The 13,302-nt window shown below is 53.7% G+C and carries 20 protein-coding genes and 1 pseudogene; 15 read left to right on the forward strand and 6 right to left on the reverse strand.

The features are described 5' to 3' along the window. Positions 1–432: 432 nt before the first annotated feature. The 4 genes and pseudogenes from ACIGG6_RS02225 to ACIGG6_RS02240 all read right to left on the reverse strand — a co-directional run. Positions 433–795, reverse strand: a pseudogene (locus tag ACIGG6_RS02225) (replication protein); the annotation flags it as partial. A 535-nt stretch (positions 796–1,330) separates the two neighbouring features. Continuing rightward, positions 1,331–1,522 (reverse strand): hypothetical protein, encoded by a 192-nt coding sequence (locus ACIGG6_RS02230; protein WP_399841784.1) that lies wholly within the window; start codon positions 1,520–1,522, stop codon positions 1,331–1,333. Between the two features lie 32 nt (positions 1,523–1,554). Continuing rightward, entirely contained in the window at positions 1,555–1,884 is a 330-nt protein-coding gene (locus tag ACIGG6_RS02235) for a hypothetical protein (RefSeq protein WP_399841786.1), read from the reverse strand. Between the two features lie 58 nt (positions 1,885–1,942). Then, positions 1,943–2,152 carry a transcriptional regulator gene (locus ACIGG6_RS02240; protein ID WP_399841789.1) on the reverse strand — a complete coding sequence of 70 codons (210 nt, stop codon included), beginning with the start codon at positions 2,150–2,152 and terminating at the stop codon, positions 1,943–1,945. A 91-nt stretch (positions 2,153–2,243) separates the two neighbouring features. On the opposite strand from ACIGG6_RS02240, the gene ACIGG6_RS02245 reads away from it, so the two are divergent. From ACIGG6_RS02245 to ACIGG6_RS02300, 12 genes are all read left to right on the forward strand, one after another. Next, positions 2,244–2,954, forward strand: coding sequence for an XRE family transcriptional regulator (locus tag ACIGG6_RS02245; protein ID WP_399841792.1), 711 nt, complete (start codon positions 2,244–2,246; stop codon positions 2,952–2,954). 9 nt (positions 2,955–2,963) lie between these two features. Further along, positions 2,964–3,338 carry a hypothetical protein gene (locus tag ACIGG6_RS02250; protein ID WP_399841794.1) on the forward strand — a complete coding sequence of 125 codons (375 nt, stop codon included), beginning with the start codon at positions 2,964–2,966 and terminating at the stop codon, positions 3,336–3,338. 749 nt (positions 3,339–4,087) lie between these two features. Continuing rightward, a complete protein-coding gene (locus tag ACIGG6_RS02255) occupies positions 4,088–4,258 on the forward strand; it encodes a hypothetical protein (RefSeq protein WP_399841797.1) in 171 nt (56 codons plus the stop codon). Between the two features lie 122 nt (positions 4,259–4,380). Further along, positions 4,381–4,653 carry a hypothetical protein gene (locus ACIGG6_RS02260; protein WP_399841799.1) on the forward strand — a complete coding sequence of 91 codons (273 nt, stop codon included), beginning with the start codon at positions 4,381–4,383 and terminating at the stop codon, positions 4,651–4,653. 8 nt (positions 4,654–4,661) lie between these two features. Then, positions 4,662–4,958 carry a hypothetical protein gene (locus ACIGG6_RS02265; protein ID WP_399841801.1) on the forward strand — a complete coding sequence of 99 codons (297 nt, stop codon included), beginning with the start codon at positions 4,662–4,664 and terminating at the stop codon, positions 4,956–4,958. After that, positions 4,955–5,119: a hypothetical protein gene (locus ACIGG6_RS02270; protein WP_399841803.1), complete on the forward strand. Its 165-nt coding sequence runs from the start codon at positions 4,955–4,957 to the stop codon at positions 5,117–5,119. The genes ACIGG6_RS02265 and ACIGG6_RS02270 overlap by 4 nt, the downstream gene beginning before the upstream one ends. Positions 5,120–5,191: 72 nt before the next feature. Continuing rightward, positions 5,192–6,034, forward strand: coding sequence for a hypothetical protein (locus tag ACIGG6_RS02275; RefSeq protein ID WP_399841806.1), 843 nt, complete (start codon positions 5,192–5,194; stop codon positions 6,032–6,034). Continuing rightward, entirely contained in the window at positions 6,027–6,998 is a 972-nt protein-coding gene (locus ACIGG6_RS02280; protein ID WP_399841809.1) for a hypothetical protein, read from the forward strand. The genes ACIGG6_RS02275 and ACIGG6_RS02280 overlap by 8 nt, the downstream gene beginning before the upstream one ends. Before the next feature lie 64 nt (positions 6,999–7,062). Next, on the forward strand, positions 7,063–7,308 hold the full coding sequence (locus ACIGG6_RS02285; protein ID WP_399841812.1) for a hypothetical protein: 246 nt from the start codon (positions 7,063–7,065) through the stop codon (positions 7,306–7,308). A 60-nt stretch (positions 7,309–7,368) separates the two neighbouring features. Further along, a complete protein-coding gene (locus tag ACIGG6_RS02290) occupies positions 7,369–7,728 on the forward strand; it encodes a hypothetical protein (RefSeq protein ID WP_399841815.1) in 360 nt (119 codons plus the stop codon). Continuing rightward, the gene (locus ACIGG6_RS02295) at positions 7,728–8,522 is read left to right on the forward strand and encodes a DUF2303 family protein (protein ID WP_399841817.1); all 795 of its coding nucleotides are present in this window, start codon (positions 7,728–7,730) and stop codon (positions 8,520–8,522) included. The genes ACIGG6_RS02290 and ACIGG6_RS02295 overlap by 1 nt, the downstream gene beginning before the upstream one ends. 52 nt (positions 8,523–8,574) lie before the next feature. Next, a complete protein-coding gene (locus tag ACIGG6_RS02300) occupies positions 8,575–8,955 on the forward strand; it encodes a hypothetical protein (protein WP_399841820.1) in 381 nt (126 codons plus the stop codon). A 200-nt stretch (positions 8,956–9,155) separates the two neighbouring features. Here ACIGG6_RS02300 and ACIGG6_RS02305 read toward each other — a convergent pair whose 3' ends face one another. After that, a complete protein-coding gene (locus ACIGG6_RS02305) occupies positions 9,156–9,851 on the reverse strand; it encodes a hypothetical protein (protein ID WP_399841823.1) in 696 nt (231 codons plus the stop codon). Between the two features lie 32 nt (positions 9,852–9,883). Here ACIGG6_RS02305 and ACIGG6_RS02310 point away from each other — a divergent pair, with 32 nt between their 5' ends. Further along, complete coding sequence (locus ACIGG6_RS02310) at positions 9,884–11,569, forward strand: DNA cytosine methyltransferase (protein ID WP_399841826.1); 1,686 nt, start codon at positions 9,884–9,886, stop codon at positions 11,567–11,569. Positions 11,570–11,655: 86 nt separating this feature from the next. Here ACIGG6_RS02310 and ACIGG6_RS02315 read toward each other — a convergent pair whose 3' ends face one another. Beyond that, positions 11,656–12,099: a hypothetical protein gene (locus tag ACIGG6_RS02315; RefSeq protein ID WP_399841829.1), complete on the reverse strand. Its 444-nt coding sequence runs from the start codon at positions 12,097–12,099 to the stop codon at positions 11,656–11,658. Between the two features lie 307 nt (positions 12,100–12,406). On the opposite strand from ACIGG6_RS02315, the gene ACIGG6_RS02320 reads away from it, so the two are divergent. Then, complete coding sequence (locus ACIGG6_RS02320; protein ID WP_399841832.1) at positions 12,407–12,697, forward strand: hypothetical protein; 291 nt, start codon at positions 12,407–12,409, stop codon at positions 12,695–12,697. Positions 12,698–12,842: 145 nt separating this feature from the next. After that, positions 12,843–13,274: a Lar family restriction alleviation protein gene (locus ACIGG6_RS02325; RefSeq protein ID WP_399841835.1), complete on the forward strand. Its 432-nt coding sequence runs from the start codon at positions 12,843–12,845 to the stop codon at positions 13,272–13,274. Positions 13,275–13,302 lie beyond the last annotated feature (28 nt).

Here is a 13,302-nt window from a genome sequence, read left to right on the forward strand (position 1 = left end):
TTTCCACTGCTTGCGTAGCTTGGTCGGGCTCAAGATATTGGATTGCCAGAAGCTGTCCTGGCTGGCCCAGGCAAACAGGCGCTTGATGTGTTCAGGCTCGCGGCCATCCTGTTCGCGCATCAGCCGGAAGGTGTTGGCCCAGCGGGTAAGGTTGCGTTTTTCGCTGCCACCCGGGAGCGCATCGACAATGCCCGCCATCCACTCGGCAAGCTCATGGTCGATAGGCTCGCCCCATAGGCGACGCTTAGCGCTTGAGGTGTTTGCATCGACGTTCTTACTACCGCTAGGTAGTAAGTTATCTATCTCTCTATTGTGTGTCCCTAAATCGGTGACGCTTGGAGTCACCTTTTTGGTGACACTGTCACCATCTGGAACCCCTTTGCGTTGAGGTGCTTTTTTTTCAGGACGAGAACTAAAATCCCATTCGCTGTAGTGCTTGTTGACCCCAATTTTTCTTCCGTCCGGAGAAAGCTTTAATACCTTCATCGCAAGCAGTTGAAGCTTGGCGGGGTTAACCTTTTGGCGCGGAATGCCAGTATCGGCAGCCAGCTGCGTATCAGCTATGTCGTCCATGGTTTTGTTAAAGCCATAGGTCCGGACAATAATGGCGTGTACGATCCTCAAGTGTGTTGCTGTACCAGGGAACGTATGGCGATTATTAATCACCCTGTACAGCTCATCAGCTATTCGCGTATAGCCATCTTCCACTTGTGGCCCCCTGCCAGAGCGTTCTGGCTCCGGCCTATCGACGTCTTCTCGACGTGGAAACTGGAAAATCTCAGCGGTATTAGTCATAATGAACTCGTTATGAATGTGTGAAAGCCCGGCCGCTCCCCAGCGATTTGCCGGGCTTTTGCGTTTCTGTCCTAGCCCTATCAGGGCCGCTTTCCTTCCTACCGCCCTATCAACTCGCTATGCTTGGCTGTGCCAGGGCTGTCACCCCTGGTTGTCGCCAATGACACGGCGGCTAAAGGGCACCGCAACCCGGAGCGCCTCGACTCCCTTGGCTCCTGGCCGCTCGTCTGCGGCGAGCCGCTAGCAAGCCCAGGGAATCCCAGGGTTAACCGCTGCGATGCCTGCTCGCTGATCCCTCGTTGCTAGCGCGATATCAGCAAGCGCTTGGCAAGGCGCTATACAAAACCAGGTCTTCCATGACCTGAGGCCTCAGGTCGCTGACCACGGGGATGTAGCCGTGAAAAAGCGCCTGAATCTGGAAGTCAAAATCGATGTGGCTAAAACGATCTCTGCATTAACGGTGCTGATCGTTGTGCTTAGCCGCCTCTGACTTCCTCAAGCCCTGGCCGGGTGGCAGCCCGGTCAGGCACTTCCCTTAAACAGCCCGTAGCGTGCGCTCTCGACGCATGGCATAGAGCTGATCTTTTAACGGTCCCGCGATAGCAATGGCGTGATCGAGCATCACGTCCTCCACCGCCACTCCGCGCTGTGCGGCTTCCTGTTCCACCACGGCTTGATGCTGTGGCGACATTCGCCGGTACGTTCGTGACAGAGCTGCACGATTCACAGTGACTCCTCGGGCCTTGTTCGGCCCTTCTGCTAGGCGCGTAAGCGCTGCATCATTTGCTCAGTGATGCGGTTTTCTATGAGGTGCGCCATGAGCGCTTCCACCATTTCCTGCTGTGCTGTCTGTACGCTCTCGCCTTTGGCTAAGCGGTCGAGCAGCACGTCTTGCCGGAGTTTAATCACCTCCATGCCCACCAGGGCGCACTCCCGAATGGCGTGGGAGATAACGCCCCCGTGGCGCATTTCTGCCGCCTGCTCCAGCGCGAGGTATTCCGAATCCTTGAAGCGAACGCGAGCGGGGTTGTCCAAGTGCTCGCCTTCCGCTTTCCGGGTGGTGGGAATACGGGGTTCACGGTTCAGCATTGCGATTTCCTTCTTACGGTTTGCTGAGTTCGCGGCCTTCACAGGCAGGCGGTTAGGGTTAAGCGGCGATGGCGATAAGCCGCGGGCAAAGCTCGATAGCCTTCACCTTTCCGCTTGTGAGCTTTTCGGCTACCAAAGCATGCACCTCAGAAACACCATGCCGACCAGTGGCCCAGCCAGAAACAGTGCCCTGCTTGACGCCCAGGGCTTCCGCTGTTTTCTGCTGGTTACCAAAGTGCTTGATAAGTTTTTGGACTGGGTTTTCCATAGGTATGCCTAATATAGAAAGGATTACCGATATACTAGATATAGGAATACCTTTTTGCAAGCGTATAGGTTCGCCTATATCTTGCTGGGATATGACTATTGGTGAACGGGTAAAGCGTGCCCGCAAACACGCAGGACTGAATCAGAGGGAATTGGCCAAGGCCATTGGCATTACACAGCCATCTCTCTCTGAACTTGAGCGCGGCGAATCGCGCTCAAGCGCATACCTCGTACAGATTGCATCTGTTTGTGGGGTGGATGCGTCTTGGCTGGCCACCGGCTCAGGGGAAATGCTTACATTTGGTGCCAGGAGCCCTGGTGGTCCGGATGAATTAGAGTTTCACAATACCGAGATTGTCGAAGGTGGCTCCCCCCTCTCTTCTGATGACGTCGAGCTGCCATGCTTCCGTGAAGTCGAATTTTCCGCTGGCGATGGCCGCACCCAGGTAGTTGAAAACGGGGGCCACACCATGCGGTTCCCGCTAGCAAAGCTCGCTGCTCGTAGCGTCTCCCCTGAAAATGCGGCATGCGCGACGGCCACGGGCACTTCAATGATGCCAACGATTGCTGACGGGTCGCCTATTGCTATCGACAAAGGCACCCGGCACATCATCGACGGCAAGATTTACGCGCTCGATCACGGCGGAATGCTTCGCATCAAGCGCCTGTATAAACTGCCGCTTGGCCGGGTTCGGCTGGTATCAGACAACTCTGAAGAGTACCCCGAAGAAATTCATTCACTAATGGGTCCCGATGCTCCCAAGATCATCGGGCGGGTGTTCTGGTGGGAAGTGTTTGATTAAGGGGGGGCTATGTCGCGTAAATTTATCAGCACGTTAGGGGGCTTTTGGTCTGTAAGCGTCAATGGTTATATCTTCCTTCATGATAAGGAGGATTTTCATGAGCTAACTCAATCTGCTAGGGCCAAGTATGACAAAGATGATTGGCTGCAGTTTCTAGTAGCGTTATCGAACCGATCAGTGCTGCCAGATGCTCGCCTCCACGCCGCTATACAAGCTGACGCCATAAAGTCCATTCAGGACTACTTTGAAAAAAATCCCGACTCATTCCCCAGGTATGAGGCTGAAGGCCAGAAGGCCAGAAGGCAGCAGAGATTGCAGAAACTTTTCTTGAAGCATGCACGTCTTGCCCGGCATCTAAAGGGCTTTTCACGAAAGAAAGCATAGTCATAGACGGTTTAGAGTATTGGATATTGCGCGAATATTATGCGCAGAGCCTGACCGAACGGCTGACCAACAAAAAGCGCGAGGCTAAAAAGGTTACTATCGCCCCGATCAACATAGACGGTATAACGGGGAACTCTACGGATTTTAGAATTCGCGTATCCGGCGAGTGGATCAGGATATGCCCCGAAGGCGTCCGAAGGCCTTAACGAAAAAATTAACACGCTAACCCGCCCACTGAGGCGGGTGTTTTTTTGCCTATCAAAAAATATAGGTATTCCTGTTGACTGAATTGAAAGGTATGCCTATATTTAGAGCGCGAACACAGCTCACCGTGTTCAGGCCTTCACAGGCCACGCTCTTTAAAAACAGGATGAGCCTAGCCAGCCGTAGCGGGTGACGCCGCGAGAGTTCGCTAGGAGTACGCCGCCTAGGGCTGTCGAAATTCTGGGAGCGCCGGAAGGCCGCGCTAACTGCGAGAGTGAGACGAATGCCTGCCGCCTGGGCTGAGAATACAGGCGGAATCGAGGAGTGTCCTTGCCGTTCAAAGCGGGACTCATGGACGAGGGCATTCCACCGATGCTCCTGCATCAACTCCCCTGCGCAAGGATGCGCACTCATTACCCGCGCCCAGCGGGCTTTTTTCGGAATGCGGCTGCATCGGCTGCATTCCCGCGCTGCTTTCCTACACACGACTCACAGCACTGGCACTGCGAGAGCCACGAGGCAGCGCGCCCAACACAGGAGGCTTTATGGAAACGCTACCCACTAAGGCAATCACGAAAGGCGAGCTGAATAGCCGCAACGACAAAACGGCAGCCATCCGCTACAGCAAGCGCCGAGTTATTGACCAGCGTATGGCTGACAGGGCGCTGCGCCACCAACTCCGCGAGGTGTGGGATGACCCGCTTCATCTTGCGTGAGCGGTATCGCCACCTAGTAGTCCCCCGCCCCGATCTGGGGCTTTTTTGTAGCCGCAAAAATGCTAAGCGAGCAGCCAAGCGTCGCGGCTATCCCTTTGAACTCATCTTCAAGGTGAAACGACATGCCAACGAGAACGCTTAGCCTCATCGCACTTGCCGCCATCATCGGCGGCATGATCGTGGCCAGTAAGCTGGACGCATCCGATAAAGAGCGGATGCATCGGAAATACTGCCAAGAAGTGGCTGTTTGGGAAGCGGAAAAAGCACGCGGCATTGACCCGCTAGACCGTACCGGTCACCCGGACTACCGGGGTAACGCTGCAGAGGTGTGCCCAGGTATGCGCCCTGCTGAATTCACCCCCTCTTACCCTTACCCATTATTGGTTCAGTTCTGAGGTGCTTTATGAACCGTAATAAGCAAATCCATCTACGCGCCGAATCTCTAAGCGAGTCGATCCATGACGGTGACGCCGAAGGCATTGCGCGTTTTGGCACATACCTGAATGAAGTTGGCGACTTGGCCAGCGCTATCGAAGAGCTGACTGCCACCACCACCATCGCGGATATGGTCGATGCCTATATCCAGTCACCCTCTGGAGAAGCGGTGCTATTTGCTTGGGCTAAGGATGTAGCCGAAGACGAGCTGCTAGGCGAGGAAGAAGACCGCGCAGAAATGGCAGCCAACTGGAGAGCGGCATGAGCGAATGGCGACTCACAGGCAAAGCAGGCTGGGATGAAGAGACTGGCGTGGCGGTTTACTACGTCACCAAAGACAGCACCAGCTTGAACGTCAATGACCACGTTGAGCTAGGCAAACTGCTTGCAGAAGCACAAAACCAAGAGCCAAGCCGCAAAAACTAAAAAGCCCCTTTCGTGCGGCAACACGTCAGGGGCCTGGATCAACGGTAAGAAGATCAATTGGGAGTATAACCCATGAATTCAACGAGCGAAAAACCACGGCTGCGCGTGCCCGCCGTGGGGCGCTATCGCGTTGTCGATAGCACCGACCACTTGGAGCTATGGCGCCAAGTCGATAAGACGCCGACCACAGCAGTTCGCGAAGCCAGCGTAGACGGCCAGCAGATCACCACGCTGGACGCGATGCATGTCATCGAGCTGGCCACCAAAGTCTTTGGCCCTATGGGTATTGGCTGGGGCTATCGCATTGAGGATGAGCGCTTTGACGTGGGCGCTCCAGTGCTAGGTAACAAAGGTGAGCTGATCGCCCATGAGCAAACCCACACGATCCGCTTGGCGCTCTGGTACCGCTGGCAAGGCGACCGCGGCGAAGTCACTCAGTTTGGCCATACCCGCTATGTCTATCGCACCGGTACCGGCAAATGGAAAACAGATGGCGAAGCGCCAAAGAAGTCGATCACTGACGCTATCAAGAAGTGCCTGTCACTGTTGGGCTTCGCGGCAGACGTCTATTACGGCAAGTTCGACAACAAGGACTACACCCAGGCACAGCAAGCGGCTACTCGCATTGCGGTAGCCGAAGACCAGGACGCCGAAATAGAGAAGCTCCGGCAGGATTACGCGGACTGGCTCAAGCGTGAGTGCGACACCCTTCGCCACCAAATCCCCCACCCCAAGAGCATCGAGCTGGCTGCCGGCCGAATGATCGACCGCATTCCAGACAAGGCATCCATGGCCCGCGTCGAGCCCGACAAAGGCAGAGACATGATCATCAAGGCCCGTGATGAAGGTATCGCCCGGGTATACGCCGAGAAGGAAAAGGCTAAGCAACCACAAGAGGTAACGCAAAATGACTAATGCAGCCCCCAAAACCGACTACAAAGGCGAACTGGTAAAGCTGGATGCCGTTGAGCAGGCCCTGGCAGGGCTGCGTGAAAAATACGGCACCGTGCCCGACATGCAAACCAAAGAGGGCTACGACCTTTGCAAGAAAGGCATTAAAGAGCTCACCACCTACCGGACCAGCACCGATAAGCTCCGGAAGGAAATCACGAAGCCGCACCGCGACTTCATCGACCGCGTGAATCAATACGGCAAGGACCTGATTGAAAAGCTAGAAGCCATTGAGAAGCCGCTGAAAGACGCTAAGCAGCACGAAGACGAGCGCGCTGAGCGGGAAAAGCAGCAACGCATCGCCAAGCTGCGTGAGCGCATTCAGGTTGAAATACTCAGCTACAAGGATACTGCCGTTGGGCTCGACTCAAATGCTCTGGCTGAGCTGCATGATGACGCCGTGAACATCAACACGGACGGCTATTTTGACGTGACCAAAGAGGCCGAGGACGCCAAGGCGGACGTACTAAAGCACATCAGCGAAATGCACGGCCGCGCCCTTGAGAAAGAGCGCCTGGCAGCCGAGCAAGCCGAAGTGGAAGCCGAGCGCCGCCGCTTGCGCGAGGAAAACGAAAAGCGCGAAGCCGAGCAGAAGGAGCTGGAAGAGCTGCGACGCTTCAAAGCCGAGCAGGAAGCGAAGCGTAACCCCGAGCCTCAGCCACAGCCGAAACCAGAACCTGAGCCAGCTCCCCTGCCCGCTGCTGCTGAGCATAAACCGCTGAACACCAGCCGCCTGAGCGCTGCCGCCCAGCGGCATGAAGCGGAGGTTTTGCGAGGTGGCCAGATGCAAGCACCGGAGCAAGTCACGATCAGCCGCGGCGAATACGACCAGTTGCTCGCGGATCAAGCCAAGCTGCGCGCCCTGGAAGCCATGGGCGTTGATAACTGGTCAGGCTATGAGCAAGCCATGCAGCAGCTAGCCGCTTAAACCTTCCCATTATCTCTGGGGCCGGAAGGCCCCTTTTCTTTATAGCTCACGATGAGGCCTCCCAATGACTCTTACCAGCACCCCAACCACATTTCATATCCATATCCCCGTTCGCGTTCTGCTGAGCTATGGCGACAAGCGCCTCGGGGATATCGTCACGCATCCCGAAGGCGTTGACGGAGCTCGCAAGGAGCTTCGTCAAATGCTCGAAAAGGGCAAGCAAGTCTTGGTATGTGACAGCAGCTGCGACAACCGCAATCCCGACGGTTCATGCGCGGGCCACTCCAGTGCCAAAACGAAAGCCGCTTAACCCTTACCCAACCCTGGGGCCGCTGGCCCCACTACCCCCACCTCCATGAGGTAACTCGCAATGTCACACCCAACCGATGTGACCAAGTTCCTAGAGGACTTGGACGGCGGCGTATTGGCTGAACGCCTGGGTACTGTTCTGAGCCACGCAGCAGCGGCGGCAACGAACAACCCGAAGAAGAAAGCCAAAGTATCGATTGATCTGACAATCGAGAACATTGGCTCCGGCAGCCGGGTCGGCGTGGCTCATAAATTGGGCTTCAAAATTCCGACCGAGCACGGCACTCAGTCGGAAGAACACACCACCGAAACGGTCATGTGCGTGAACACTGGCGGCGAAATGACGCTAGAGCCTAAGAACCAGTTCGACATGATCGGCCACCCCCACCGCGATAAAGACTCGCACCAGGAGAAGCACTAATGTCATTGACTAAAGACGCCCTACAGCACCTTGAAGCAAACCACAAAACCGGTACCGAAGCCGCCGAGGGTCACGCACTGATTGTCGGCGACAACTTCAAGCTGGTGGACATGGAGAAGTACCAGGATAACCGCCGCCGATTCCGTGGCCAGTTCAAAACCAAGGGCTTGCGGGACTTCATTTCTTACGTATCAGCTCGTCAAGCCGATGCCCCGGTATTCATCGATCGCGACGCCATGGCGGCATGTTCCTACCTAGATATCGGCGATAAGACATTGCCTGGTCACTGCGACCACTCCGCTACGCTCAATCTACCCAAGACTCCAGAGTTCAGCGCCTACTTGAACGCTGACGGCAGCACTTTCGGGCAGGAGGAAATGGTCGAGCTGGTCGAAGACTGGGGCCACCTGCTGACGTTTGAGAACAGCAAAGGCGAAGCGCTGGAGCGCGGTAAGGTCATCCATGCGTTTCGCAAGGTCAGCTTGGATGACCTGACAAGCATCGAAAGCGATAAGCAGGAGCATTCTAGCCGTGTGGGCGTGATGAATAGCGTCACCGTGAAGAATGCTGACCGCCTGCCCACGGTGATTTACTGGAAGCTTACACCTTACGAGGGACTGACAGAGCGCTCTCTAGCGATGCGCGTTTCCAGCAAGACCAAAGGCGGGCCATCGTTTGGGCTGCGCGCAATCGCGCTGGACGCGGCCAAGGAAGAGATCGCCGCCGAGTTCGCCAAGCTGGTGACGGACGGCTTACCAGAGAGCGAATGCTTGTTGGGTACCTTCCAGCCCTAACAGCAGCACCCAACCACAGAGGGCCTTCGGGCCCTTTTCCTTTGGAGGTCACATGGCTCAGAAGTTACGCGATATCGCCGTCAAAACGGGCGAATACCAAGACCGTCAATCGGGGCAAATGAAAGGCCGCTGGCAAAATGTCGGCGCTTTGATGAAGAACGACGACGGCAGCGAGTTTATTATCATGCACCGCTGGTTTAACCCAGCAGGGCTACCTAACCCCGAAAACCGCGACAGCGTGGTGATGTCCTGTTTCAAGCCAAACCGGCAGCAAGGCAACGGGCAGACGCCCGCTAACAACGGAGGCTATCAACAGCCGCCTCGCAACCAGAATCCACCTCAAGGTCAATCCGCGCAACAAGGTCAATCGGTGCCCTATGGTGCCCCCGATCCAGCGCAGTACAACGATTTTGATGACGAGATTCCATTCTGAATGACACATCGCGCCTGACCGCACGCACATCGGCTCGGGGTGGCGCGTGGGTTACTTGTACCAATAAGCCAGTGCTGCTGAGATATGCCGCCCTCCTTGGCTCTACCCCGCAAACGTTGGCATGGCGTCAGCGAATGCGGGCCGAGTTGACTGTTAATCAGTAGGCATAGGCAAAGCCGTTTGCCCCACGATACGGGGCTCTATGATTTATTTAAATTCCTCATCTCTTTTTCTAATATCTGGACAATTTTTTTCAGATGGTCGTTTCTTTCATTATCAGGTTTCCCACCGAGCCTATTAGTATTTTCGTATTCCGCCATATCAAAAACAAACTTGTTTTCATATTTATTCCCGTAAATGTCTTCAAATAAAACACTCACATCCACACATGCCTCAAAAACCTCTTTACCAATTTCATGAAAAAGAAAAATATGGCTTTCTATGATCTGACCAATACCTAAATTCTTTATTCCTTTTTTAACAAATCCATGCTCATGAATTCTTTCTACAATCTTTCTCTCAGCATCAAAAGAATTTCCGCGGCCTTCTATTTCAAAACTGACATTGAAGGCTATACCTTTACCTAAGTTCTTAATGATTATAGTTCTATCATTTATAACTCGTCCTTCAGCAAGCTCTACAACCACTAATGGCCTAACACTACTAATCACTTCTTGTTCAATCTGCCTCTGCTGCTGGTTTCTCATCCTCCATGTTTCTATAGCTAAAACCATTGTAAGAATAGCTATAGCCACAGTTGCTCCTGAGGTTGCTACAGAACTATAAAAAACTGCCACACCTTGATCTCTAACAATGCCGCTTAGTATTAAAAAAGCAACCACTGAAACGCCAAAAGCACAGACACAGAAATATAAAAGCGTTCTTAAATAATTCATTCGGCTTCCTTTATAAACAGAAGGTAAATGTAATGTCGCGTACTCATACTATACGTCACTTTCACCTATTCTGCGGTCTAGGTGGCGGCGCCCTTGGCTTCAATCGAGGCCATGCCCGCGTTGGTAACACAGAAGCCAAGTTCCAATGCCTGGGCGGCATCGACGTAGACCCGGGTGCTATCGCTGACTTTCAGCGGCTCACCGGTACCCCCGGCACTGTGCTGGATATGTTCAGCCGCGATCAGTACGAAGCTTTTCATGGTCATGAGCCACCCAACGACTGGAAGGAAGCCACGCCTGCAGACATACAGGCAGCCGCCGACAATCAGCGCCCCAACATCATCTTTCTAAGCGCGCCATGTAAAGGCTTCAGCGGCCTGCTCTCACAGACACGCAGCACCACGCCGAAGTATCAGGCGCTGAACCAACTCACTGTTCGCGGCATGTGGCTTGCCTTGGAAGCGTGGGCAGACGATCCGCCCGAGCTGTTAATTTTCGAGAACGTGCCGCGCATTGCTAGTCGTGGCCGAGAGCTGATGAACAAAATCACCAGCATGCTGCAGCGCTATGGGTACCACGTCGCAGAAACTACCCACGATTGCGGCGAGATCGGCCACTTGGCGCAATCTCGCAAGCGCTTCCTGCTGGTGGCCCGCCACGCCGAGAAAGTACCGCCCTTCCTGTATGAGCCGATCAAGCGACCGCTTCGCGCCGTGGGCGACGTACTTGGTCAAATGCCGTTGCCTGGTGATGAGCTGGCTGGACCTATGCACCGTGTGCCTCGCTTGCAGTGGAAAACATGGGTGCGCCTAGCGTTTGTGGAAGCCGGTAGCGATTGGCGGTCACTGAACAAGCTGGCGGTAGAGGATGGCTACCTAAGTGACTACCTAATCGTGCCCGAATATCGCTCAGGCTACATGGGAGTGAACCAATGGCATGAACCCATGGGCACCGTGGCGGGACGCAGCACACCCACTAATGGCGCGTTTAGCATTGCAGACCCTCGCTTCAACCAATCTGCAAAGTGGAAGGATGGCCAAGCCTACGGCGTGCGACGATGGGATGGCCCTACCGGTGCCATTACGGGCCAGCAGTCGCCCGGGCAAGGCGCTTTTGCTGTCGCTGATCCACGCCGCAAAGGCCCCACTTATGGCAAGTACGCCATCACGCCGTGGGATAAATCAGCGGGTACCGTGATCTCTGGAAGCACAACCGGCCAAGGAGCGTTTGGCGTTGCCGATCCACGCCCGGGGCTAAGCCGGTCGAAAGGTGATCACTATTTGACCGCTGGCCACTACGGCGTTGTGCCGTGGCAATCATCGTGTGGTGCCGTTTCGGCATCCGCTGGCCATGACAACGGCCATTGGTCGGTGGCTGACCCTCGCTTGCCTGAGCCCAACTACAGGCTGGTAGCCGTGATTCGCGCACTCGACGGCACCTGGCACCGCCCCTTTACTACTTTTGAACTGGCCGCCCTTCAGGGGCTAGTGGATCCCTGCGAACACCTGGAACTTGAGGGCTTGAGCGATACCGCTTGGCGTGAGCGTATCGGCAACGCGGTGCCGGCACCTGCGGCTGAAGCTATCGCAGGCGTGATGGGTACCACTCTGCTGCTGGCTTGGTCTGGAGAAACCTTCGCGCTTGGCAGTACGCCCATCTGGGTGCGGAATGTCGCTGCCAGCCTATCGCTGCAACAAACTAGAGACGTATTAAATTAGGCCGCTGTGCAGCGGCTTTTTAATTTTTACTGACCTGTCTTTTAAAATTTCTATTTTGTATATTCTGAAACCAACAGCATCAATAGTTAATTGCAATGGCGAATTTCGATATCGGTGTATTTTTCTCCATCACTAAAGTGATATGAATATATTACAGCACCACCAGAATTAATAAAATCTGCAGTTCCGACTGAAGGATTACAAACACTCCCTCTAGCAACTTGCGTCAGCGCCTGCATGATATCTTGATCCTGCAAACCCATCTCAGCATAAACTTGCTCAAGGTATGAGCGATTGTAGTCATACATCGTATTTAAATAAACGGCGTTATCAGCAGCAAAGACAGTTTGAATTACTGTATTTGAATTGATCCTCATCGGCAGGCTAGGGGCTAACATGGAAGCCATATTTTGAGCTTGCTCACAAATTTGAGTATTTTTTTGTTCACAATAAGCTTGGGCAAATGTATTAGCACTCATAAGCATGCTTGTTAATGAAAACAACGCTGAAAACATTACCTTTTTATTCACGCTCAACAACCTCAATGATTATCTTGTAAAAGTCTTATGCACGGCGAAGTAAAAAATTCACAAGAAGCGATTAGATAAACTAAAAACTTCCCGCTAATGATTAAAACTCCACTCTCGAATAACTATCTAATTAGCAAAGCCGGAACAGCTTGCATTGTCATCATATCAATGACAACTGTGTCGTATCAATTAAAGTTTCGAGGAAATTATAAGCGTGTTCTTCCATTTGATACGAGGAGCAACGAATTTTTATGGCAAAGGCAAGCATCACGCCATCTGCCGCAGTGATTAAAAAGGAGAACCAACAATGGACGACATTACAGTCTCACCGCTGAGCTGGCCTGCGACAAAGCCACGAACCCCAGTAAATAAGCGTAATCAAGGCAGTTTCGGACAGCGCAATAGCAGTGGGTGGAGCCTCAAAGAGCTAACCGTTGCTGAGTCTCGAGACCGAGTGATGCCCGTGCTGGACAAATTTATTCGCCATTGCCAAACATATCGCGTGCCGCCTGACTCCATCAATATCAACACTGACCTAGCTTTGAGAATGAATTCCATAGGGCGCAAAAAGGATGAAGCTATGCGCGAACCGAATTGAGCTAAAAGATCTATCCAACGCCAAGAGAATCGCTGCGAGAGTCCACAAACAACGGCTTATTCCTGATACGCCACGCTGCCGATTATCGACCAGGTTATTCAAAGACTACAGCCGCCAATGAGCGGTTTTTTATTGCGAGGTGTTTATGAGCGAACTACAGCCATGCCCATTCTGTGGAGGGAAAGCCGAGCTAGTTACCTGTGCTCCAGAATACTGGGTGAGATGCCTAACATGCGGCGCAGGTAGCGATACTACCGCGAGCAGTAAACGGGCTACCGATAATTGGAATCGTCGTCCCAGCCAAGAACCTGAGCATACGGCATGCCCCGAAGGTTACAGCTTGGTGCCCACCAAGATAACGGCAGAGTCTGGTCACAAGTATGCATTGATGGGCGAGTTTTCTGAGTCGGTAACGCTGACTTGTCCTGATTGTGATACAGAGGAGCCGGACGAGCATTGCGAAATTTGTAATGGCCTCGGGGAATACGAGCAATTGGTGGCTATTGAGTGGAACACCATCAAGCGTATTCATGACCGAATAGTTTCTGCGTCCGCTCCACCAGCAGCGCCGTGTTAATTTTTCCCACCGATGAGTAGGCCGCCAA

The organism is Vreelandella lionensis, from assembly GCF_044543515.1.
Lineage (GTDB): Bacteria > Pseudomonadota > Gammaproteobacteria > Pseudomonadales > Halomonadaceae > Vreelandella > Vreelandella lionensis.

Coding starts and splice junctions, on each gene's coding strand:
- ACIGG6_RS02295 (WP_399841817.1), top strand. CDS start 7,728: ATGTCATTGACTAAAGACGCCCTACAGCACCTTGAAGCAAACCACAAA.
- ACIGG6_RS02305 (WP_399841823.1), bottom strand. CDS start 9,851: ATGAATTATTTAAGAACGCTTTTATATTTCTGTGTCTGTGCTTTTGGC.
- ACIGG6_RS02325 (WP_399841835.1), top strand. CDS start 12,843: ATGAGCGAACTACAGCCATGCCCATTCTGTGGAGGGAAAGCCGAGCTA.
- ACIGG6_RS02235 (WP_399841786.1), bottom strand. CDS start 1,884: ATGCTGAACCGTGAACCCCGTATTCCCACCACCCGGAAAGCGGAAGGC.
- ACIGG6_RS02310 (WP_399841826.1), top strand. CDS start 9,884: ATGTCGCGTACTCATACTATACGTCACTTTCACCTATTCTGCGGTCTA.
- ACIGG6_RS02285 (WP_399841812.1), top strand. CDS start 7,063: ATGACTCTTACCAGCACCCCAACCACATTTCATATCCATATCCCCGTT.
- ACIGG6_RS02265 (WP_399841801.1), top strand. CDS start 4,662: ATGAACCGTAATAAGCAAATCCATCTACGCGCCGAATCTCTAAGCGAG.
- ACIGG6_RS02240 (WP_399841789.1), bottom strand. CDS start 2,152: ATGGAAAACCCAGTCCAAAAACTTATCAAGCACTTTGGTAACCAGCAG.
- ACIGG6_RS02260 (WP_399841799.1), top strand. CDS start 4,381: ATGCCAACGAGAACGCTTAGCCTCATCGCACTTGCCGCCATCATCGGC.
- ACIGG6_RS02245 (WP_399841792.1), top strand. CDS start 2,244: ATGACTATTGGTGAACGGGTAAAGCGTGCCCGCAAACACGCAGGACTG.
- ACIGG6_RS02275 (WP_399841806.1), top strand. CDS start 5,192: ATGAATTCAACGAGCGAAAAACCACGGCTGCGCGTGCCCGCCGTGGGG.
- ACIGG6_RS02290 (WP_399841815.1), top strand. CDS start 7,369: ATGTCACACCCAACCGATGTGACCAAGTTCCTAGAGGACTTGGACGGC.
- ACIGG6_RS02250 (WP_399841794.1), top strand. CDS start 2,964: ATGTCGCGTAAATTTATCAGCACGTTAGGGGGCTTTTGGTCTGTAAGC.
- ACIGG6_RS02270 (WP_399841803.1), top strand. CDS start 4,955: ATGAGCGAATGGCGACTCACAGGCAAAGCAGGCTGGGATGAAGAGACT.
- ACIGG6_RS02300 (WP_399841820.1), top strand. CDS start 8,575: ATGGCTCAGAAGTTACGCGATATCGCCGTCAAAACGGGCGAATACCAA.
- ACIGG6_RS02280 (WP_399841809.1), top strand. CDS start 6,027: ATGACTAATGCAGCCCCCAAAACCGACTACAAAGGCGAACTGGTAAAG.
- ACIGG6_RS02255 (WP_399841797.1), top strand. CDS start 4,088: ATGGAAACGCTACCCACTAAGGCAATCACGAAAGGCGAGCTGAATAGC.
- ACIGG6_RS02320 (WP_399841832.1), top strand. CDS start 12,407: ATGGACGACATTACAGTCTCACCGCTGAGCTGGCCTGCGACAAAGCCA.